The 22,155-nt window shown below is 61.9% G+C and carries 14 protein-coding genes and 1 pseudogene; 11 read left to right on the forward strand and 4 right to left on the reverse strand.

All coding sequences use genetic code 11. The annotated features are described in order from the left end of the window. Positions 1 to 48 precede the first annotated feature (48 nt). Positions 49 to 6,294 carry an nSTAND1 domain-containing NTPase gene (locus tag PVV74_RS07945; protein WP_274592819.1) on the reverse strand — a complete coding sequence of 2,082 codons (6,246 nt, stop codon included), beginning with the start codon at positions 6,292 to 6,294 and terminating at the stop codon, positions 49 to 51. A 16-nt stretch (positions 6,295 to 6,310) separates the two neighbouring features. Next, positions 6,311 to 8,008, reverse strand: a complete 1,698-nt coding sequence (locus PVV74_RS07950; protein WP_274592820.1) for an RHS repeat domain-containing protein — start codon at positions 8,006 to 8,008, stop codon at positions 6,311 to 6,313. Positions 8,009 to 8,089: 81 nt separating this feature from the next. Here PVV74_RS07950 and PVV74_RS07955 point away from each other — a divergent pair, with 81 nt between their 5' ends. The 3 genes from PVV74_RS07955 to PVV74_RS07965 all read left to right on the forward strand — a co-directional run bounded on the left by PVV74_RS07955 (position 8,090) and on the right by PVV74_RS07965 (position 11,582). Next, on the forward strand, positions 8,090 to 8,776 hold the full coding sequence (locus PVV74_RS07955; RefSeq protein ID WP_274592821.1) for a hypothetical protein: 687 nt from the start codon (positions 8,090 to 8,092) through the stop codon (positions 8,774 to 8,776). A gap of 34 nt (positions 8,777 to 8,810) precedes the next feature. Beyond that, entirely contained in the window at positions 8,811 to 10,328 is a 1,518-nt protein-coding gene (locus PVV74_RS07960) for a hypothetical protein (protein WP_274592822.1), read from the forward strand. A gap of 78 nt (positions 10,329 to 10,406) precedes the next feature. After that, positions 10,407 to 11,582: a patatin-like phospholipase family protein gene (locus PVV74_RS07965; protein WP_274592823.1), complete on the forward strand. Its 1,176-nt coding sequence runs from the start codon at positions 10,407 to 10,409 to the stop codon at positions 11,580 to 11,582. Positions 11,583 to 11,759: 177 nt separating this feature from the next. Here the strand turns inward: PVV74_RS07965 and PVV74_RS07970 are convergent. After that, a pseudogene (locus tag PVV74_RS07970) lies at positions 11,760 to 11,897 on the reverse strand (IS6 family transposase); the annotation flags it as partial. 278 nt (positions 11,898 to 12,175) lie between these two features. Then, a complete protein-coding gene (locus PVV74_RS07975) occupies positions 12,176 to 12,964 on the reverse strand; it encodes a GntR family transcriptional regulator (protein ID WP_274592824.1) in 789 nt (262 codons plus the stop codon). A 145-nt stretch (positions 12,965 to 13,109) separates the two neighbouring features. On the opposite strand from PVV74_RS07975, the gene PVV74_RS07980 reads away from it, so the two are divergent. The 8 genes from PVV74_RS07980 (at position 13,110) to PVV74_RS08015 (ending at position 22,135) form a co-directional block, all read left to right on the forward strand. Further along, entirely contained in the window at positions 13,110 to 14,111 is a 1,002-nt protein-coding gene (locus PVV74_RS07980; protein ID WP_274592825.1) for a TRAP transporter substrate-binding protein, read from the forward strand. A gap of 84 nt (positions 14,112 to 14,195) precedes the next feature. Further along, a complete protein-coding gene (locus PVV74_RS07985) occupies positions 14,196 to 14,684 on the forward strand; it encodes a TRAP transporter small permease (protein ID WP_103762701.1) in 489 nt (162 codons plus the stop codon). 3 nt (positions 14,685 to 14,687) lie between these two features. After that, positions 14,688 to 15,983, forward strand: coding sequence for a TRAP transporter large permease (locus tag PVV74_RS07990; RefSeq protein ID WP_103762702.1), 1,296 nt, complete (start codon positions 14,688 to 14,690; stop codon positions 15,981 to 15,983). A 25-nt stretch (positions 15,984 to 16,008) separates the two neighbouring features. Then, the gene (locus PVV74_RS07995; protein ID WP_103762703.1) at positions 16,009 to 17,235 is read left to right on the forward strand and encodes an aconitase X; all 1,227 of its coding nucleotides are present in this window, start codon (positions 16,009 to 16,011) and stop codon (positions 17,233 to 17,235) included. Further along, complete coding sequence (locus PVV74_RS08000; protein ID WP_103762704.1) at positions 17,235 to 17,648, forward strand: aconitase X swivel domain-containing protein; 414 nt, start codon at positions 17,235 to 17,237, stop codon at positions 17,646 to 17,648. The genes PVV74_RS07995 and PVV74_RS08000 overlap by 1 nt, the downstream gene beginning before the upstream one ends. Positions 17,649 to 17,857: 209 nt before the next feature. Next, on the forward strand, positions 17,858 to 19,606 hold the full coding sequence (locus tag PVV74_RS08005; protein ID WP_103762705.1) for a SulP family inorganic anion transporter: 1,749 nt from the start codon (positions 17,858 to 17,860) through the stop codon (positions 19,604 to 19,606). 662 nt (positions 19,607 to 20,268) lie between these two features. Beyond that, positions 20,269 to 21,030 (forward strand): GntR family transcriptional regulator, encoded by a 762-nt coding sequence (locus PVV74_RS08010; protein WP_274592826.1) that lies wholly within the window; start codon positions 20,269 to 20,271, stop codon positions 21,028 to 21,030. A gap of 37 nt (positions 21,031 to 21,067) precedes the next feature. Then, complete coding sequence (locus PVV74_RS08015) at positions 21,068 to 22,135, forward strand: TRAP transporter substrate-binding protein (protein WP_274592827.1); 1,068 nt, start codon at positions 21,068 to 21,070, stop codon at positions 22,133 to 22,135. Positions 22,136 to 22,155 lie beyond the last annotated feature (20 nt).

Consider the following 22,155-nt stretch of genomic DNA (forward strand, 5'->3'; position numbering starts at 1 on the left):
ATAGCTCGACAAAGTGTAAGCGTGCCCCAGGGTCCTGCCAACCTATCTCTAGTCAAGCGTCGGCATCCGAAGAAGAAGCTGTCCCGTTTTTTGAGCGAACAACTTGGTGCCATCCTCCGCACACCGCACCACCACGGCCCGCTCGCGTTGCATGAGTTGAACGTCGCCTACGGAGCCATCGCAAGCCTCGGCAAGGCTAAAAATCAGCGACCCGTTCTCGGTGTTCCGGCCCTGTACTGTGCCGGTGTCCTCACCGGTCAGAAACCAGCTGCCGTCGTCAGCGAAGGCCGCCGCTGTCACGATGCCCTTGCTCGTATTGATGGCACGGGTGCGGGGCACTTCGCCTTCGCCGCCGCTCTGCACCAATTTCGCGTGTCCGGTGGGGTCCCGCTCTACCCGGATCATCCCGTCACTGCTTTGGGCCAACAGCGTGGGGTCCTCCGAGGGCGTGAAATCAAGCATATCTTTCAAGCCGAGCCCGGACGTGATCGTATTGTCCCACACCCGCAGGACCCCGTCGCCCGAGGTGGTGACACGCCAGCGACTGTCGCGCGCAGTGGCCAGTCGGCTCCAGCCCGTGGCGTGGCCGTAATAGGCGCCGGCCAGCGCGCCGCTGTCGCGGGCGTGAAGCAAGACGCCTTGAGTGGTGTCCCCGACAGCGGTCGCGACAAGGTCGCTGTCTTTCAGAAAGGTCTCGTCCACAGCGATGCGGCCCTTCAGCTCGGCACGGCTGCGCCAATCTTCGGTGCTGACGAGGAGCGTGGGCGCGGAAGAGCCCCAAAGTTCGATCGCGAGATCTTGGCCATCGGGAGAAAAGACCATCCGCAAGACCCTGTCCTCGACCTTGTGCAGCAGGGTTCCGTCCGTTGCCGCGTAAATGCCGGCGCCGTGCTCTGACCAGGCAACCGCCACCTGCGTGCCATCGGGCGAGAACACGACAAGCTCTGCGCGCGCGGTGCCCGTCGGACCCTCCAGCCGGGTGATCGGGCTGCGCGTTATCGGGTCGATCAGGCTGACCGCGCCCGGGACGGGCTGGGCAACCGCTGAGAAATCCGGTGCGATGGCGTAGGCGTCGGAACGCAGGTCAGCATCGGGAAAGGAGGCCAGCACCTGGCCACTGTCGGCATCCAGCAGGGTGGGCGGGCCAAGCTCGGGAAAGAGCGCGAAGCGGGAGCCATCGGCAGACCATTGCACGTTCGCGACGTCGCCCTCATTTTCGAGCCGCGCGGTCCCTGTTTCGGCATCCAGTACGACCGCGCCGCCACCTTCCCGGGTGGCCAGGATTTCCGAGCCGTCGGGCCGGATCGCCAGGTGGCCCTTGAATCCATCTTCCAGACGGAAGCGTTCGGCCCAGCCGTCGGTGTCGGTGACCAACAGCATTCCCGTCCAGTCGACCGACACGAGGTAACTGGCATCGGGCGCAAAGCGTATCGTCTCGACCCGGTCGGCATGGGTGTCGATGGTGGTGTGCAAGCCTTCGAGGGCGGCCGCGTTCCAGCGTGCGGCCAACTGGTAGGCGGGCGGCAGCACGTCGGTCAGGTCGCGCCACGCGCGGTCGGCGGCCAGGGCGTCGCCGCGCGCACCGGCGATGCGGCCCAGTTCGATTCGCTGCCGCTCTTCGATGGACAATGCCTCCGGGCTGTCCTGACCGGCCCCGGACTGGTCCAGCAGCGCCTGGAAGGCGAGGGTTTGCCACTGTCCTTTCGGTAGGTCGCTTTCGGCGCCGGGGCCCCAGGGCGTCTCCGCTTCGATCGCGGCGATGACGGCGTCTTGGGGCACGTCGGGCTGGGGCACCTGCCAAAGGCGGGCCGGGCCGCGTCCCGAGGCGGTGGCGAACCATTGCCCGTCCGGCCCCGCGGCCATGCGGACACGCAGCCCGGCCGGGCCGTCGAAGGCCGCGATGGTGGCGCCGGTGGCGGGTTCCGACAGGTTGATCCGCCCGTCCCGCGACAGGGCCGCGACATGACCCGAGCCGGGTAGGAACGTCACCGCCTCGACCGGCGCGGCATGGGCGTCGAGCCGGGCCACAAGCTGGCCGGTCTGCGCGTTCCAGACCGACGCCGCGCCATTGCGGGCGCCGGTGGCCAGCAACGTGCCGGTCTCGTTCGTGGCGATGGCGGTGACCGGCGTGTCATGCGCCTGAAAGATCAGCAGGTCACTGCCGGTGTGACGCAGGACTTCGACCTCGCCCGTGGAAAGACCGACGAAGAAGCGGTCCCCCGAGGCAAGGTAGGCGATGGCGGGATCCTCGTCTGTGACGATCCGGTGGCGGCGCTCGCCGTTCCTGCGATACCACAGGCTCAACCCGGCCTCGTTCTCGCTGAGAAGATATTCGGGGTTGGTGCTGAAATACGAGCGGGCCACCGAGGTTTTGTCGCTGTGGGCGCTTTTCTGAAGGGTTGCGCCGTCCGCCGGATCAAGGATCACCCAGGCGCCGTCAAAGGACTGGTTCAGCTCGCGCGAGCGCATCCCCGCTACCAGTTCGGCGCCGTCGGGCGAGAACCCGACGCTGGTGGCGAACATGCCTTGCCGGACGCTGTGCGACCAGAGCGTTTCGCCGCTTTGAATATCGAGCAGCACGACATCCGAGCCCCCGGCCACCGCGACGCTGCGGCTGTCGGGAGAAAAGGCGATGGCTTGCACGCGCTCGCCGCGCGGGATGACGTCGTGCGACTGGTGCGGCGTGCAGCTTTCTGGGTCCACAAGATGGAGCGTGCCGTCCGCATCGCCCGCTGCAACCAACGCGCCGTCGCCCGAGAATGCGACCGCGTGGCCTGGCCCGTCGGTCAGGGTGCAGGGCTGGACGGTGGCGAGGTCCCAGAAGGTCACCGTGCCGTCGCGGGCGCCGGTGACCAGGCGCAGCGAGTCGGGACCGAAGGCCAGCGTGGTGCCGGCGGTGTCGTGCCCACTGATCGTGGCGATTATCCGTCCGCTGGCGGCATCGGAGATCGACACGTCCCCGGCATCGTCGAGCGCGGCAATCAGGGCGCCATCCGGCGACAGCGCGGTGCCGGTCAACCGCCGGCGGGGCATTTCGGGTGCGGCTTGCAGAACCTGCCCGTCCTGCGGGGACAGCACGACCATGCCGTGATCGGTGCCCAGAAGCAGCGCCTGGCCGCTGTCATCCGACGACACCGAACGTGCCGACCGCTCGGCCCGCCAGGCGATCTCGGGGTCGTCGTCCAGGCGCGCCACGATCACCTCGGCGGCGTCCGTGATAACCGCCAGCGCCCCAGTCGCGCCCAGAAGCGTCGCGCCGGTAACACGGCCCGCGTCACCCATTTGCAGTCGGGCGGCGCGGGCGCCGGTGCTGTCATCCCACAGCGTCAGATAGCCGTCGCGCGAGACCGTCACCACCTGGCCCCGGTCCGGCAGGAACCGCGCGAAAACGGGCGGCGCGGTGGGCTCGACCAGTTCCAGCACCGAGCTCTCGCTTGCAAGGTTCCAGATCCGCGTGGTGTTGTCGTCGGAGGTCGAAGCCAGCCGGGTGCCGTCGGGTGAATGGAGCAGCTGCGTCACGGCCTGGTAATGGCCCGTCAGCGTGCGTTCCTGGCCGGTTTCGATATCGTGCAGCAGGATCTCGCCGCTGTCGCCCGCGGCGGCCAACCCGGTTCCATTGGGCGACAACGCCAGTGCGCGCACCGCGGTGCCGGGCATGGCGGTGGTGGCGACCGGGGCGCCGGTGGCCTGGTCGCGCAGCGCGATTGTGCCGTCCGGCGCGGCCGAGGCCGTCAGCCCGTCGGGGCCGGTTACGATCACGCTGACCGCATCGGTATGGGCGGGCACCGAGCCCGCTCGCATCGAAGCCAGATTCCGCGCCTGCGAAAAGAGCGCGCCACTGCGGGCGTCGCCCGAGCGGGCATAGGCCGAACCGAGGATCAACATTGCGTCCTGCGGCGCGCCGCCCAGGATCGCCTGGCGGCCCCGTTCAAGGAAAAGCTCGTTCAGGCGGCTGTTCGCGGTGGCCTCGTTTTCGGTGGCGCGGGCGCGTTCGAGTTCCGCCGTGTTGCGTTCGGCCTCGGCGATATCGGCGTTGCGCATGGCCAGCGCGCGCTGGTCGTTGGCCACCCAGGCGGCGCCCATGGCAAGACAGGTCAGCACCGCGAGGCTGGCCATGGCAAGTTGCTTGACCCGGCGGGCGCGTTTCTGGCGGCGTCCCGAACGGGTGATGAAGTCGCGCTCATCCTCTGTCAGGTCGAAGCCGCCCTCGGTTTGGAGCGACTGTGCCTCGTCCAGGGCCCGGCCGGGCGGCAGCAGAAGCTGCGTGTCCCGCGACGCCTCTTCCCAGCGGCGCGCGGCATAGGCGAGGCGCGCGCGCATCCGCAAGAGCTCGCGGTCCCGTTCCAGCCACTCGACCAGCCGTGGCCAGGAGCGCAACAGCGCCTCGTGCGACATGGCGACAACAGGCGTGCCCGCGTCATTGGTGCCCGCCACGAAGAGCCGGGCGGCGGTGAAGGCATCGACGAATTCCCGCGCTGGCGTGCCCTCTGCAAAGCGGTCCAGCGCCGCCGGGCGCTTGGTGGCGGCGCGGCCATCCTGAAGGCCGGCATCGACCAACAGGCGCATCACGCGGGGCAGGGCGTCCTGTGCCGCCGGGCTAAGCGACTGAAAGATATCCTCGGCCCGGCGTCCCAGCGCCCCGGCCACGCCGCCGAGGCGGTCATAGGCCTCCCATGTCAGGGCGCCGTTCGGGGCGCGTTCGCGGTAGAGCTCTTCCAGCGTAAATTCCAGCAGTGGCAGGCTGTCGGGCTCTTCCGTGGCCACGTCGCGCAGCGTGTCGTCCAGCCGGGCGCCGGTGTCGGGATGTTCCTCGAAATGCAGCCCGGCGCGGCGGGCGGGCATGCGGATGATCTGGCCGATCTCGGCCGCCGTGGGCGCCGCGAGATCGTATTGGCCGGCCTCGCCCTTCAGCTCGGCCAGCGCGGGATAGGACATGGCGTGGTGATAGAAATCGCTGCGCAGCGTGGCCAGCACGAAGACCCGACCGGTCCGCGCCAGCGCCGCCATGGAAACCAGGAATGCTGTGCGCTCGGCATCGCTGATGGCGCTGTCCGAAAAGAGCTCTTCCAGCTGGTCGGCAAGAAGGACGAGGCGGGCCTGGGGTGGAGCCGAGACGATGGCCTGACGCGCGGTGTCGCGTTCCTCTTGCGGGGCACCCTGCATCCCGTCCAGCACTGTCTGCGCGTCGTCATAGGCCGCCGCCTGCGCCGCCTGTGACAACGCCCCCTTGATCAGCGGCGCGGTCGCGGACGGTGCATCGCGCAGCATCTGGCCCAGTTCCTTGACCGTTGTGCCGTCGCTGGTCAGTTCTGGCAGCGCATGGGGGGCGACAAGGGCTGTTGCGAAGGCGTCGAAGAGGTCGCCGCTGGCCGCACTGGGCCGAAAGATCGCGCGGCGCCAGAGGCCCACGCCCTCGATCACGCCCGGCTCGACCAGCAGGGGCAGCACGCCCGCGCGCACCAGGCTGGACTTGCCGCCGCCGCTGCGCCCCAGCACCAGCGCGAAGGCCTGGCCGCTGGCCGATTGCCGGCGTAGGTTGGCCAGCACCTGCGAAATCGCTTGGGTACGGCCATAAAAGACCGGCGCATGTTCGAACTCGAAGGTTTCCAGGCCCCGGAAAGGCGAGCCTTCCCAATCCGGCGCGTCGCCGGTACCCGGGTCGGCCGCCATCGCCGCGGCGGCGTCGGGGTCGAGCCCCATGTCGCGCAGGCGGCGCTGGATCAGCTTGTCGAGATGCATCTCGAACGCGTCCTCGAACTCGGCACTGTCGCCGAAGGAATGGAACGCGGCCATCAGCGAGCCATCCTGATCGTGGAACCACTTCTGGATGAACCCGTCGAGTGCGCGCTTCTGGCGCAGGCGTTCCTCGGCCTCGACATCGTTGGCCAGGCTGATCAGCGGTTCGGACATCTTGCGATAGACCAGCAGGTCGGGCCGGCCCGTGCGCTTGAGGGCCTCGAAGGCGTCCTCGAACTCGAACTCGGTGCCGCTGTCGTACCGGGTGCCGTCGTCGCGGGTGATGTGGGCGGGCAGGCGGGTGCCAAGCCGGGACCACAGCACACAGACCACGATATCGGTGGCCGACGGCTTTTCGATCTGGTCCTGAAAGGTGCTGGAGGCCAGTAGCGGCTCGTGTTCCCAGATCACCGGCGTGATCCGGGCCACCGGCGCGTAGCGGTCTGTCAGGCGCGCCAGCACCCTGTTGGCCAGCACGCGTTCCTCGTTGACGTCACCGGGCGAAGACAGGAAAATTTTCAGTTCGGGCCGCGCCTCGGCGCTGGTCGTGTCTTGCATGGTCCGTTTCCCGGGGTCAGAGGCTGAAGTCGATGCCGGCGGGCTGAACGAGCGACAGCAGCGCCTGGAAGGATTGCGTCACGCGCAGGGCCATGGCGTGGCCCGCGTCGCTTTCGACGTTCTCGATCTCGCCCGACGCGTCGTATTCCACGTCGATGGCACCAGTCCCCAGGATCTCGATCCGGATGGGCTTGCCCGCCGCGTTGTAGGTAAAGCGCATGACTTGGCCATCCTGGTCGATGATCCGGTCGATCCGGTCCTCGCGGGAATATTCCAGTTCGACGGTTCGCCCTTTGTCGTCCGAAGCTTTGACGAGGTTGCCGCGGTAGTCATAGCTGTATTCCGAGCGGGTTGTGCGCTCGGTGCGCTCGTCAAAGGTTTCGACGGAGGCGATCTTGTCGCTGCGCGGATCGTAGGTCAGCCGGGTCTCGACGCCATCCTGCCGCTTCATCGTCATCTGGCAGCGGTCGTTATAGTCGAACTCGGCCATCCGGTCGCCGCGCCGCTTCAGCGTGGGCTGGCCGCAGGCGTGATAGCGCCATTCGGACTCTACCCCGTTCTGCGCGATCAGCTGGCGGGAGGTGTATTGTTTGCCAAAGGCGTCGGCGCTGATCTCCCATTCCTCGCGGCGGGTGCGGGATGGGGTCTCGGCATCGCCGGAGGCGTAGGTCCGTGTTTCGGTGTAGTAGCTTTCCACGACATCGGAATCGCGGATGGGCAGGTCGCCGTAGTCGTAGCGCGTCATCGTGCCGTTACGCTCCACGGTGCGGGCGACGTGGCTGTCGTCCGTGTAGCCGATGCGATAGCTACTATCGTCGGTGTAGAGAATGGCCGTCATGTTGTCGCGCTCATCGTAGTCGAAGCGATAGACGTTGCCTGCCATGTCCCGGCTGCGGATCAGCCGGCCATCGGTATCATAGTTGTATTCGGTGTAAGCTGCCTCGTCGCCTTTGCCCTGGCGCAGGGAAAGAATCCGGCCTTTGGAATCGGTTTCCGCCCGGAACGGGTCGAAGCCAACGGGAATGATCTCGCGCAGGTGTCCCTTGGCGTCATAGCGCAGGCGGAAATGATAGGGCACGCCGTCATTCGTGCTGGCCCGTTCCTCGATCAGGTTTCCTTGCAGGTCGAAGCGCATCATCTTTCGGTTCGACCGATAGTAATAGCCGGCGGTTTCGCGGGTGATGACCGCGCCAGCCTCGCCCATGTCGCGCGAGCGCAGCTCGGTGCCGACGGGGATGTCGGCTGCGGGAACCAGCCCACGCTGCAGCAGGTCTCGGTAGCGCGTCCGGCGCGTTTCGGAATCGCGGGCCAGCATGCTGCGGGCGGCGCGGGCGGCATTGTCCGAGGCAAAACGTCCGGTCCGCTCGTAGGCGGCGAGCATCGTGTCAAGCATCGCGTCGAGGTCGGTATTGGAGCGGTATGGCGACGAGAAGATCTTGGTTGAGCCAGACCCGATATAGGTCAACTCCACGCTGCCATCTCCGAGAATCTGCAACCGGGTCTCCAGTTCGGAGCCCCAGCCGGAGCCGAACCATCCGCTGCCCGAGGCGCGTGAATTGTAGGTTCGCGTCAAACTGTAGGCCCCGTCCCCGAGGTAAATATCGGTGTAGCTGATGTAGAAATTGCCGTTTTTCAGGTTCACTCCGGCTTGCGCCAGCGTGGCGCCAAGGGCGATCAGAAAGGAGGTGGCAAACGATAATAGTTTTAACTTCATACTAACTTTCCCCCGGCGAGAAAACGATTTGCACCTCGGGGACCCCGCCCGGAACTTGCATGGGAATTGCGGATCGTGTCAATGTCCGCCTCGGATTTTAACGAAAACGGTGCGGCGCGCACCGATGCAGGAACGATGACGGGCCAAGCCGCAGGGATCACGATCGGGGTGACCGGACACAGGCCGAACCGGCTGCCCGCGGGATGGGAGGCCGCGTTGGCGCCCGCACTCGGCGCATTGCTGGACCAGGTGCGGCCGCAGGGCGGATTCGAACTGCTGACCGGGCTTGCGGCCGGGACCGACAGCGCGGCCGCCCGCGCCGCACGGGACCGGATCGGGCGCGTGCATGCGGTGCTGCCGTTTCCGGCTGCCGTCTATGCCGAGGATTTCGCGCAAAGCGCGGAACGCGACACGTTCGACGCGCTGCTGGCAGAGGCCGACCGGGTGACCGAACTGCCCGGCACACGTGACCGCGCGCAGGCGGCTTATGCGGCGCTCGGTGCGTACCTGGTTCGCCATGCCGATCTGCTGCTGGCGGTCTGGGACGGGCAGGCGGGCCGGGGCCCCGGCGGCACTGCGGACGTGATCGACCACATGCTCAAGGCCGGCCGTCCGGTCCTGCATCTGCGCCCCGGCGCGCCGGCCTCGGAGGCCACGCTGCTACACCTTGCGCCCGGGCAGACCCCGCCGCATGTCACCGAGCGGCCAGTCGCCAGCCTGTCGCCCGCCGATTTCCAGGCGCTGCTGTCCGCCTCCGCCGGGACCTGAACGCTTCACCTCATTGCACCGACCAGAGCCGCCGATGACCAACGCCAACGCTGTTTCCCTGTCCGCCAGAAACCTCGTCATCTGGGCCGTCGACACGTCCGATGACGATCCCATTCTGGCCTTTCTGCGCCAGGCCGTCGAAGGGCGCGGGTTCGTTGCCGTGGTGCGGTCCGCCTCCGCTGCCGAGGCAGGGAACGACCCGGCAGAGATGATCGCGCGGGCGGACTGCATCGTGGCGCCAAAGGGCTGGATGCCAAGCGAGGGCGGGTTGATGGATGCCGTGCCGACGCTGTTTCACGCGGCCCTTCATGCCGGGATCATGATGTTCGCCCGCGCGGGCGACGAGGACCCGGCGCAGATGCCCTGTTTCTGGCGCGGCATGATCGCCCAGAGCCGCCTGCCGCAATCCGATCCGCGCCAGTACCGCACCAACGCCGCCACCGGCATCGGCGCGCTGCTCGACAGCCTGACCGTCGTTACCGACGAGAAAGAGGCCGAGACCGGCTATGCCGCTTTCCAGACCTCGCGCGTGCCGGCTTTGATGCTGCGCCTCGAATACCAGTTGCTGATGTGGCTGACTGTCGGCCGAATTCCGCGCCGGTCCGAGCTGTTCCCGCGGGCGGGTGCTAGGAACCTCGCGCTGCAATCGGACAGCGAACTTGGCGTGTTCGACGTGGCCGGAGCGGCGGCCAAGACCGACCTCATGGCGAATGTCTATGCCCAGAAATACCGCTCGTCCTCGGTGGGCCGCTTCCTTTTGTCGGCCTTTGCCGCCATCGGCGCCGCGCTGATCGCGCTGCTCTATCCAGTTGCCCAAAGCCTGGCGTACGTGATCGAGATCGCCGCGACGATTTCCATCGTCGTCAGTTTCGTCATCGCCCGCAAGCAGGACTGGCAGGGCAACTGGCTACAACTGCGCTTTATCGCAGAGCGCCTGCGACTGGTGGACGGCCTACCGCAGGTGTCGGGCGTTCTGCTGGCCGGCCGGCGCGACCGGATCGACGAGCAGACGGGCTGGCCCGAGCTGCTGATCGACCGGATCGCCCGGCAATGGCTGGATGTGGAAGCACTATGGGCACCGGGCTGGCAGGCGGAATTCCTGGAGCGGCTGAAGACGCTGACCCGCTCGCAGATCGACTATAACCGGGCCGTCGCCCACCAACTGTCGCGGATGGACACGCGGCTGGGTGCCGTTGGGATCGTGTTCTTCGTGATGTCGATGAGCCTCGCGGCCACGGCGCTGACGCTCAACTTCACCGCGCCCGAACTGCTAGAGCAATTCCGCGTTCATATCGCCGCCGCGCTGGCGTTCTTCCCCGCCGCCGGTGCGGCACTTTTCGGCATCCGCGTGCAGCTGAACTTCAAGTTCGAGACAATCCGCGCGAAACAGGCATTGCAGCGGCTGGGCACGCTTGAGGACGATATGAAAGAGACCACCGACATCGCGCCGGTCGCGGCACTCGGCCTGTCCTGGCGCTTGGTCGATATTCTGAGCGGTGACCTGCAGGCTTGGAAAGGCGCCCAGACCGCGCGGGCCATGGACCTTCCCTGACCGCTCGCGGCGCGCCTTTGCGTTGACACGGGCGGCGCGGTGCGGTCGAAATCAACCGGAGCAGTCCGAGGAGCAGGCATGCAGACCACGAGCCAGACAGAGGCGGCCCCGGGCCGCGCCCGCGCGATCCTATCGCTGGACGGTGGCGGCGTGCGCGGCACCATATCCGTGGCGTTTCTCAAGCGCATCGAAGCGTTGCTGCGCGAGCGCGACGGCACGCCCGATGCCCGGCTGTGCGACTATTTCGATCTTGTCGGCGGCACCTCGACCGGCGCGATCATCGCCACGACGCTCAGCCTCGGCTACGAAGTGCGCGACATCGAGATCTTCTATCACGAGCTCGCCCCGCGCGTTTTCCAGAAGTCGCGCTTCCGCCTGATCGGGCTGCAGGCGGTGTTCAACGAGCGCAATCTGAAACGCGAGATCGCCACGGTCTGCGGTGACCGCACGCTGGGCACCGAGGACCTGAAAACGCTGGTCGCCATCGTGATGAAACGCATGGATACCGGCAGCGCGTGGATGTTGATGAACAACCCCGAAAGCGCGTTCTGGGAAACCCCCGCCGATGGCAGTTTCATCGGCAACAAGCATTATCGGCTGGGCGATCTTGTCCGCGCCTCGACAGCAGCACCGCATTACTTCGCCCCCGAGGCGATCTCGATCATCGACGCGGAGCCGCCCGGGCTTTTCGTCGATGGCGGGGTGACGCCGCACAACAATCCGGCGCTGGCGCTGATGCAGATGGCCTTCGTCAAGGGCTATGGCCTGAACTGGGCGCCGGGGACCGACAACCTTCTGATCGTGTCGGTGGGCACCGGCACGTTCCGCCCCACGCTCGATGCGGTGCGGGCTCGGCGTATGGCCGCGGCGGGGCTGGCGATCAAGGCGCTGGCCGGCATGATCTCGGACGCGGGCACGCACGTCATGACCCAGATGCAGATGCTCGGCCGCACCGACACACCATGGAAGATCAACTCGGAAATCGGCGACCTGCAGGACACGTCGCTGCTGCCCGAACCGCTGTTCACTTTCCAGCGTTACGACGCCCTGCTGGAGCATGACTGGCTGGAGCGCGAACTGGGCATCAAGCTTAGTGACCGGGCGCTTGAGACCGTGCGCAAGATGGAAGATCCAAGCGGAATTTCCCTGTGTCGCGAGATTGGTGAGGCTGCGGCTGAAAAGATGGTCAGTTCGGAGCATTTTCGTCTGCTCACAGGCAGGGCAAACGTCGAGACAAACACGGCGCGCACATAAAGCGATTGGAAGTCAAAGTCTGCCCAAAGTTGTCTCTTCATAAGGGACTTTTGCATTCATCCGGAGAGTGTAAGTAAAAGATCCGGTGTCACCAGAAGTTATGCCGCGGCGTTGAAGAGGCCGTCGATGAAGGCAATTTCGCTCATGACGCCTGGTTGCTTGTGATGGGCCCTTTGCATTGACCGTGATACCTCGCTCCGCAAGCATATCCCATATGTCCCGGTACGAAAACGGGTAGCGGCAGTACCAGCGCACCGCCCGCAGGACGACCTCGCGCAGAAACCTGTGCCGCTCGAACGGGTTACGCCGGATCATCGCTCCCTCCTTAGCTAGGGTAGAGGGTTCTCTGATGTCCCAACGGTTGATGCAACGGCCCCGCCTCATACGAAGCGAACGTGAATAAATCACGGCCTTGATTGCCCAATGTTTGAAAATCGCTAAGCGTGCCGGGAATTTCGGCAATACTGCCGAAGAATTAACACGTTGGCTTTACCATTAAAGTACTTTTATATCATATGTTTATGAGGTGAAAATCTAACGCTGCCCAGCCACTCTAGCTCTCCCGCTAAAGGGTGCCTCTATACTTGTCGAGTTCATGCGGTTCTAATTGCAAAGCCCAAATCCAGAACGCCTTCACCCATAGGCAAATAGAAATCCTGGTAATATATCGCCTCGCCAATCAGTGGGAATGACAGCACGTTCAGCACCGGAGAGATACCTCCGGCTGGAATGCCACAGCTCTGTGCTACGTGATCCGGCGTCGGCACAAAGCTGAGTCGTTGGCGGACCTTTTGGGTCGGCGATTTGTATTTCGCCGCTATCAGTTTTTTGAAGTTGAGCCCATTCAACTTGTCCTGCGGCAATTCGAGAAACTCGGGGAATCTAGAAGTCAACGCGTAGAATTCCGAATAAACATTGATCCCGCCGCTTAGAGCGAAAATGCGGTCTATTTTTGTCACGCTACCGCCGGTCTCGCCTAGCTCTTCATTCCAAGGCCCCTGCTCGAAAACTTCTTTGCGCGATACGATCCGAGTGTGCAGTTCAAGATATTTGTCCGGGCTGTCCTGAGGGGCGACGTAGCGTATGTGCCATGGATCTGAGAGTCGGCCATCGAGATCGACGACGACCGAACCGCTACCTCGACGGCGGTCGATAAGACCGTCGCTTGATAAACCGCGCAAAGCTCGCTGAACGGTGCCGAGACTGCACGGGGTATAACGCGCCAGTTCGGCCTCGGTAGGTAACCTCATGCCGGTAAGCCAAAAGCCTTCTGCAATGGCCAGAGTAAAGGCTTGTTTCAACCGCTCATGCTTGGGCTGATTGCTGTCATCGTTCCAGTATCGGTCAATGAAGTCTTCAGTATCATTTGGCTTCGATCGCAAAAATGTCCCTTTCTTCAGTGGGTTGGATGAATCTCATCAAATTATGACAGAGAAACATTGACCAGGCAAGATTACTATGATGTTTTTACTATATAGCGCTTTCCTGAAAACTGGATGGCTGCATTAATTTCTGGGAGGAGAAATCATGTTTAATAACTGGATCACTGCAGCGGCTACAGCTGCCGCAATTGCGGCGTGCGGCAGTGCCGTGTCGGCGTCGGAACGACTTTCACTGTCCACTTGGGGCAGTCCGAAGCACTATCAGGTCGAACAATTCGTTCCCAAGTTCGAGGAACTGCTTGACGAAAAATCCGGCGGTGAATTTCGTCTTAAGACATTCGAGGCCGGCGAGATGCTCAAACAGCAATTTGTCGCCACGGCAATCCCGCAGGGGACAATGGATATCTCCCTGACCACTCTCGACAACTGGTCGGGCCGGATCTCGGACGTGGGCATCCTGACGACACCGCTGTGGGATCACTCGATGGAGTGGACGTTGGGGAACCTGAAGCCGGGCATGCCGGTCTTCGAGTACTTCAACGATCAACTGAAGGAAGAGGGTGCTGTTCTTCTGGCTATGTTCGATATCGGCGCGCCGGTGGTCAGCACCAATTTCGCCATCGATGGGCCGGAAGCTCTAGAGGGTCGCTCGATCCGGGCCTATTCGAAGGGGTCTGCGGAACTTCTGCAGTCCCTGGGTGCTGTGCCAACTATCTTGGGGGTAGGCGAGATTTATTCAGCTCTGCAGCGCGGTACGGTCGAGGGTGCAATGGGCGGCCTTGGCGGTGCCGTTGGACTGAAGCACTACGAAGTGACGTCGAACATGTTTGTACCGAATGGCGTCATGGGCACTCTGATCCACGCCTACGTCATGAACCGCGATAAGTTTGAGTCCATGTCGCCCGAGAACCAGGAAATCGTGATGGAAGCGGCGACTGAGGCGCGCGACCACATGCAGCAATACGCGATCGACGCGCTGGCGGATCTGCTGGACGAGGTGCGTGAGAACGGCAACGAAGTCACGGTCGTCGAGCCGGATAGCGAGATGTGGAACGCTTTCGCGGCACAGCTTGAATCACTGACGGACAAGGCGAAAGAGACCTATTCTCCCGAAGTGCAGGCAGTCGTTTCCGGCGCGACAAACTGAATACGCAAGGCGGGCCGCAGGGCGACCCGCCAACCCATCACCCAAGAATTTGACCCTTTTTGCGACCTTGCGGAGGTAAGGCCCATGATAAGACTCGCCCAGATGATCGGCTTAGGCATGACCTATGTCTCGCTGGCCCTGATGATTTTGCTCAGCGTTCCAATTGCCTATGAAGCAATCGCGCGCGCCTTTGGCGCTCCCACGATTTGGGTCTTCGAAACCACGCTCTACGCATTCATTTTCCTTGGTTTCATGGGAAATGCGCTGGCAGTGAAGTCCGGTGCGCATTTTCGCGTCACTCTGCTTAAAGACGCAATGCCGCATCGTGCATGGCTCTTTAATCTGATCGCGGATCTTTCGACTTTGGCCTTTGCGCTGCTGATTATCGCCGCTGGAGCCTACTTCGTCGCCGACCTAGTCAAAAACGAAGTCGTCTCGGCCTCGCTTTTGGAGGTTCCGCTGTGGATTCCCGCGCTTGCGATCCCGCTCGGAGGCTTCGGTCTCTTCCTGCAAACTTTGGTGAAGGTCATGCAAGGCGACGGCGATCTCGACCTGCATCTGTCGGGGGACTGAACAATGCTTCAAGACTTCTTTTACGATTATGCAGGCTATATAGCGATCTTCCTGCTGTTCTCTTGCATGCTGCTGACCATCCCGGTCTTTGTGTCTATGGGGTTGGCGGCATTTGGCGCGGCCTTGCTGATTGAAGACCCGTTCCTGGCTTTCAAAACGCTGATCAACACGGCGTGGCAGGGGGCGTCGATCTTCGAACTCATTGCTCTGCCGCTGTTCATCTTTACCGGGACGATCATGCAGAGAACTGACGCAGGGCGCGACTTGTTCGAGGTGACGAAGGCCTGGGCCGGGTCGATCCCGAACTCGCTGGGCGTGGCGACGATCATCGCCTGCGGTATCTTCGCTGCAATCTCCGGCTCTTCCGTGGCAACTGCAGCCACCGTCGGACTGGTCGCCATACCGCTCTTGATCGAGGAGAAATATGGTGAGGCCCGCGCCGGCGGTTTCGTTGCCGGAGGCGGCACATTGGGGATCATTATCCCGCCGTCGATCCCGCTGATCCTTTACGGTGTCATCACCGAGACCTCGATCGGTCAGCTGTTCATCGGCGGCGTGATCCCCGGCATGATCATGATGACGCTGTTCATGGCCTACGTGTTCCTGTCGCGTCCCTCGGTTCGTATTGTGCACGACATTCCGTTCGAGGAACGAGTGAAGACGACCTTCAGTTCGCTGGGCGTGGTCATTCTGCCCGTGGTCATCATCGTGGCGATCTACACCGGCCTCTTCACCCCGACCGAGGTGGGCGCACTTAGCGTGATCTACGTGACCGTTCTGGGACTATTTCAGGGACGTCTGAACCTGAGAAAGCTCAAGGACGCGGCCTTGGCAGCTACCGCGACGACCTCGATGTTGTTCATGCTGATCGTCTTCGGCCAATACTTTGCGCACTTTCTGACATTCGAACAGGTACCGCAATCGATAGCGTCGGCCATCATCGACAATGCAAGTGGTGTATGGGCGATTACTCTGATCATCCTGGCCTACATCGTTCTGGGCATGTTCCTAGAGAGTGCGGCGATGCTGCTTATCTCCATCCCGATCTTTTTTCCGGTCGCGATGGAGCTGGGCATGGACCCGGTAGCTTTCGGTATCTTTGCTGCCATTGCGATGGAGATCGCGCAGATATCGCCACCGATCGGCGTCAATCTTTTCACGATCCACGGCATTTCGAAGATCAACCTGTGGAAGCTGGCACGCGGTGCATTTCCGTTTCTCCTGATCCAGGTCGCGATGCTCTACCTCGTCTATTTTTTCCCGGAGGTTGTCACCTGGTTGCCGGGGCAGATGAAATAACAAACAGAACTAAAGGAGTGCAGTGATGCGCCTAACAGACGAAGAACAGGCCATGTTGGCCGGGGAGATGGGAAAGGCCCAGCAGTGGGCTATTGACCATCAGATCAAGGTAGGCGGGATGTTCGATGCCAAAGATCTGGTTCCCGTCAGCCAAGCCCATATGATGGGCGACCCCGAAGCGGTCGGTGAGGCCGGGGCGGATTTCCTCGAGGGGCTGGCCCGAGACGGTGCCAAAGCGAAAATTCCGACGATCACGGATCCGCGCGGCGTCGACCTGAGCTATTACGAGCCAATGGGTCAGACCGAAGAGATGGCCAGCCTTGAGCGCCGGATCATCGGTGCGCTGGAAAAGATGGGCGTGATGATGACCAACACGTGCATCAACTACCAGACGATCATGCCGCCGATCCGTGGCGATCACGTCGCCTTTGGCGATACTGGAGTGGTGATCTATGCCAATTCTGCCTGCGGAGCCCGGTCAAACTTCGAGGGCGGTCCTTCGGCGCTGGCCGCCGGCCTTACGGGTCGCACACCGCGCTACGGTCTACACCTCGATGAAAAGCGCCAAGCGACGCGCCGTCTGCGCGTCAGCGAACAGCCAAAGGGGCTGACCGATTGGGGTATCCTTGGCGCGGTCGCAGGCAAAACCGTCGGTTCCTACTGGGAAGTGCCGGTGATCGAGGGATTGGAAGTCGTGCCGACCTCGGACGAGATGAAGCACCTTGGCGCGGCGATGGCCAGCTATGGTTCAACTCCACTATTCCACTTGGCTGGGATAACGCCGGAGGCACCGACCCTTGAAGCGGTCGGCGGAGAAAAACTTACAACCGAGGTTCTGGACGCCGATGCCATGAACGCGATGCGCTCGCGCTTTGGAGGCAAGGGTGACAAGCTGGACGTGGTGGTATTCGCGGCACCGCAGCTGTCGCTCGTCGAGATGGAGCAGGTGGCCTCGCTTTGCAACGGCAAGAAGATGAAGGTTCCGCTGTTCGCTTGCGCCGCTCCGCAGGTCTATCCTGACGCACAGCGCATGGGCTTCGTGGAAAAGATTGAGAACGCGGGCGGCAAGGTTCTTGTCGGCACATGTTTCTACAACGGTTTCGCGCGCGAAGTGGGCGAGGCCAATGGCTGGAAGCGGCTGTTGAGTAACTCGGCCAAGATCGTGAACATTCTGGGCGGCTACGGCTACGAGCCGGCGCTCGCAAGCATGGAAGATTGCGTATCTTCCGCAATCGCAGGGGAGATCGTCTAATGATCGTGCTGAATTGCCATAAGGGTATCGGAGAGAGCGTGCAGGGCGAGGCGCTTGTTGCAAAGGATAATTTCTCGGCGCGCTATGATCTGGATAGGATCAAGGGTGTTTTCTCGCGGCCGGACCACGCGCTTGCCGGGCAGAGCTATGACGGCAAAATCCTTGTCATGAACACGTCGAAGGGCGGCGTCGCCTCGGCCTGGATGCTGCACGAGATGAAGGCCCGAGGGGTCACGCCCAAGGCGATCCTGTTCAACACCGCCAACACGATTCTCGCTCAGGGCGCGGCGCTGGCCGGGTTGACCATGTGTGACCGGTTCGAGAGAGGCGACGTCACGGATTTGATTCAGAACGGTGATGTGCTGGAAATTGATCCCGAGGCCGGAACGGTGACGATTACCAACAGGGATTGAATTCTCCCGACACCCGTGGCTGGGGAATCCGAAGTGACATCACGTTACGTTTCGGTCCTCGCCACGGGATTGTTTCTGGCCGGCGAATAGCATCCGTCGCGGTGAGATGGGGCGGATATGCCTCGGTTGTATTCCGAGTCGTTCAGACATCTCGAAACGCCACGCTCGAACCGTGGCCGACAGACCTTTGAGGTCCGACGATTGACCCTATGAAGAGACTTTCCGTTCTACCCGCTGTGGAGTGGCTGCGTGCCAGCACTCGGTCTACTGTAAAGTCCGACATTCTGGCCGGGCTCACCAATGCGGCGATTGTTCTGCCGCAGGGCGTGGCCTTTGCCACGATTGCCGGGCTGCCGCCGGAATACGGACTTTATACTGCGATGGTGACCGCAGTTGTCGCGGCTCTATTCGGGTCTTCAATGGTGATGGTCTCGGGCCCGACGACCGCGATTTCCGCGCTGTTGTTCGCGACGCTGGACGGAATGGCAGAACCAGGCAGTGCGCGGTTTGTAGAACTCGCCCTGCTGCTGACCCTGCTCGTCGGAATCTTCCAAATCATGGCCGGTCTGGCGAGGCTCGGCGGGCTAGTGTCCTTCGTGTCTCATTCCGTGATCGTTGCTTTCACTGCCGCCGCTGCGCTTTTGATCGGCGTGAGTCAGCTTGCGGGTGCTTTGGGCGTGTCGATCCAGAGTGGTGGCAACGTCGTCGAGCGGCTGGTGCGCTTGGCCGAGTCGACGCACGAGATGAACATTGTGGCGTTGTTGATTTCCGGCGCGACCTTCGTGACGGTCGCCGTTTTCCAGACTTTTCTGCCGCGCGCGCCAGGGTTCCTGATCGCGCTGTTTGTGGGTGCCGGTCTGGCTGCGACGATAGGTGCCGAGGAAAAGGGGGTCGAGATGCTGTCGGCAATCCCCGCTGCGCTGCCGAGTTTTTCGGCGCCGCATATCACTTGGGCAGACGTGGTGCTGCTGGCGCCCGGTGCCGCGGCCGTGGCGCTGGTAGGCTTGCTTGAGGCCATCTCGATAGGACGCACCTTTGCACTACGGCGGAGAGAGAGCTTCGCTCCGAACCAGGAGATCGTGGCGCAGGGACTGTCAAACACTGTTGGAAGCCTATTCCAGTGCTATGCGGGGTCGGGTTCCTTCACGCGTTCGGGTGTGAATGCGGAGGCCGGAGCGAAAACGCCGCTGTCGGCGATATCAGCGAGCCTGTTTTTGGCAGCAATCCTCGTAGCTTTCGGAGGCTACATGACGGTCATTCCGAAACCGGCGATGTCAGGTTTGATCCTGTATGTCGCGTGGCGGTTGATAGATCGCAAGGAGGTCCGCCATATCGTAACGAAATCACGGCCCGAAGCGGTAATCCTGGTGTTGACGCTGGCTTCGGGGCTGTTCCTGGAACTGGATTATGCGATCTATGTCGGAGTCATCGCTTCGCTTTCGGTGTTTATTTACGAGAGCGCGCATCCTTCGCTTCTGGTCAGCGCGCCGGTTGAGGCGGCCAACGGGCGCAGGAAGTTTCGAAATGCGGTTTTGCTGGGGTTGCCTGAATGCCCTCAGGTCGTGACCGTCCGGCTGGACGGTCCTCTTTATTTCGGATCGGTCGAGCATGTTAAGGCTGAGTGGAAAGCCATTCGCACACAACGCCCGGAGCAGAAGCACGTCATTTTTTACTTGAAGGGGGTCGGCAAGATAGACCTAGCAGGGGCGGATTTTCTGATACACGCGATCCGTGATACCCGCGGCCAGGGCGGTACGTTCCATATAGTTGCAATGTTTCCGCCCTTATTGGAATGCCTGCGTCGCTTTCACGTTATCGAGGAGATCGGCGAGGACCATCTACATATTTCCAAGGGGGATGCCCTGTCATCGGTTATAGTAGAGATATCTCCGTCAATCTGTGCTGTCTGCACCAAGCGGGTGTTTTCGGAATGTGACTACCTCCCGGGCGCAGAGTGAACTGTCACTGGGGAGTGAAAGAACTTGGGGGGCGCATGAAGGTGAAATCTCCCCGGATCAAGCCATGCCAAGTTCACGCTGTGCTGAACCCCAAAGCTCTCCACCGTCGCCGCTAAATCACCTTCTGCCGGATCGTGCGACGCCGGAAATGCAAAAGCTATAGGCCGAACTTGGAGCGCGTCACTCGTTTCGGGAGGCCGCTCTTATTATGGCGCAACTGCCCTTTGTCGCGCGACAGTGCTGTCTTGATACCTGGAAGCTGATCGCGGAATTCTTCACGTACGTTCCAGTGCACGCAGGCCGGACGTGCCTTCATCAGTCCTGCGCGCGCGATGCCGAAGGTAGGCGGAGCGCACCAAAGGCAAGATCCGAGTCAGATCGTAAAGTTATATATAGGTATAAAGGGAGGCTGGCCGATTCGCTCTGGTATATTCTCTGAAATTACGAATTTTCGTTTATTTGAGCTACATCAAGGAGCTTTTTCGACGGGGCGTGGCCGGAGTCTGTCAGTTTTCACGCACGAGTATCGCTTTAAAAAATTGCATATGACTTAAATTCTGCACAAATTTTGCCAGGCTTTGAGTTGGAAGGTGGTCGAAATCTATAAGAGTTTTGTGGGAATCGCGTAATACTATATAGAAGAGGGAAAAGGAGACGATCATATGCAGGAAGCTGAAGTGCGGGGGCGTCGCAAGGCCAAGTATAAACTGGCAAGTGAAATCCTTCTTGATCAGATCGAAAAAGGAGATCTGCGGCCGGGCGATCAGCTTCCGTCCGAAGGTCAGCTGGTGGCGCAGCTTGGATACAGTCTCGGTACTATACAGCACGCGTTGAGGCATTTGTCGGCAATGGGTGCCGTAGTGCGCGTGCATGGGTCCGGAACCTTCGTGTCTGGCGTCCGTCCTCCAGATGAACATCTGCGTCACTTCCGATTCAGGTCGGAAGAAAATGGCGACCTGTTGCCGGTTTTCTTCGAAACCGAGAGCATCGAGCACACAGAGGCTCAAGGCCCGTGGTCCCGTTTTCTGCAGAGCGAGTCAAAAGGATACGTCAAAATCCAGAGGCTGATAAGCGTCAACCGTGAGTTTGAAATTTTCAGTGAGCTTTACCTGCCTGCCTCGCGGTTTCCTGATCTTCTGGCGATGGAGCCGTCAGATCTCGATGGGGTCTCAGTGCGCGACTTGCTTGCCGACAAGCTGAATACGCCCACGGTGCATACTGAGCAAACGATGCTTTGCGGCACATTTCCCCCAAGGGTCACACGACGGATCAACATGCCTTTCGGTGTGACCGGTCTGACTCTGACGATCCGCAGCGAAACGTTTCGTCAGACGCCAGTTATCTGGCAGCGCGCCTTTGTTCCCCCGAGCGACCGAGAGATGGAATTTCTAGACACCGCGCCCAACCCGGCGCGGTGGAAGTAACCGCCGTGGACAAGGCGGGATTGAATAAAAGAAACGAATGTACACAACAGGGAGCTTTCCAATGTACTATCCTCCTCAAGAACGCCATCCCGCAGCATTGCGCACTTTCCGCCGGATGATCCGATCTGCCGTGGCGGTGGCCGCGACGAGCCTTGCGCTGAACGGTCCGGCCATAGCTGCCGACTTCCCGGAAATGACACTTAAGTTCGGCCATCCCTACAACGAGTCGCATCCTCTGGCGCAGGGCGCTCAGCGTTTTGCCGATACGGTACAAGAGCGTAGCAATGGCAACATTACCGTTCAGGTGTTCCCGAATTCGACCATCGGGTCGTCCAAGGAGTTGGTCGAGGCGATGCGCGTCAACGTGGTAGACATCGCGCTGGTGCCGACGACCAACGTCGCCAGCTTCTACCCCAAACTCGACGTGTTTTATCTGCCCTTTGTGTTCCGCGATCGCGAGCATGCCTATGCTGTGTCGGACGGCGAGGTCGGCCAATCTATGTTCGAGGACATGAGAGAGAAGATCGGCATTCGAACCCTTGCCATGTACGAAAGCGGGTTTCGTACAATCACCACGCGCGACACCAAGGTCGAAGCACCTGAAGATATGCAGGGCATCAAGTTTCGTGTGATCAACAACCCGCTAAACGTCGCGACGTTCGATGCACTGGGCGCGAATTCAACCCCGATGCCGATATCGGAGGTTTTCACCGGCCTTCAACAGGGCACCGTGGATGGTCAGGACAATCCCGTCGGCAATGTCCGCGCTTTCGGCTTTGACAAGGTGCAGGGCAACATCACCCTTTCGAACCACCAGTGGGCCGGGATCATGTTCCTGATCAATGACGGCAAGTTTGCGGGCTTCGACGAAGCGACGCAGGAGCTGATCGCCAGCGTCGCCAAGGAGACCGAGGCCTGGGAGCGCGAAGAGATCAATCGTGTCGAGGGCGAGTTGCTTTCAGAAATGGAAGCGGACGGTATGGTCGTGACCCGTCTGACCCAAGAGCAGTCCCAAGCCTTTCAGGACAAGATGTCGGCTGTCTGGGAAGAGTACAGCGATCGCCTGGGCCAAGACCTGATCGACGCTGTGGTGAACGCAGAGTAAGCCGGTCCGCCGCTGGAAAC

Source organism: Roseovarius sp. SK2 (assembly GCF_028807495.1).
GTDB lineage: Bacteria > Pseudomonadota > Alphaproteobacteria > Rhodobacterales > Rhodobacteraceae > Roseovarius > Roseovarius confluentis.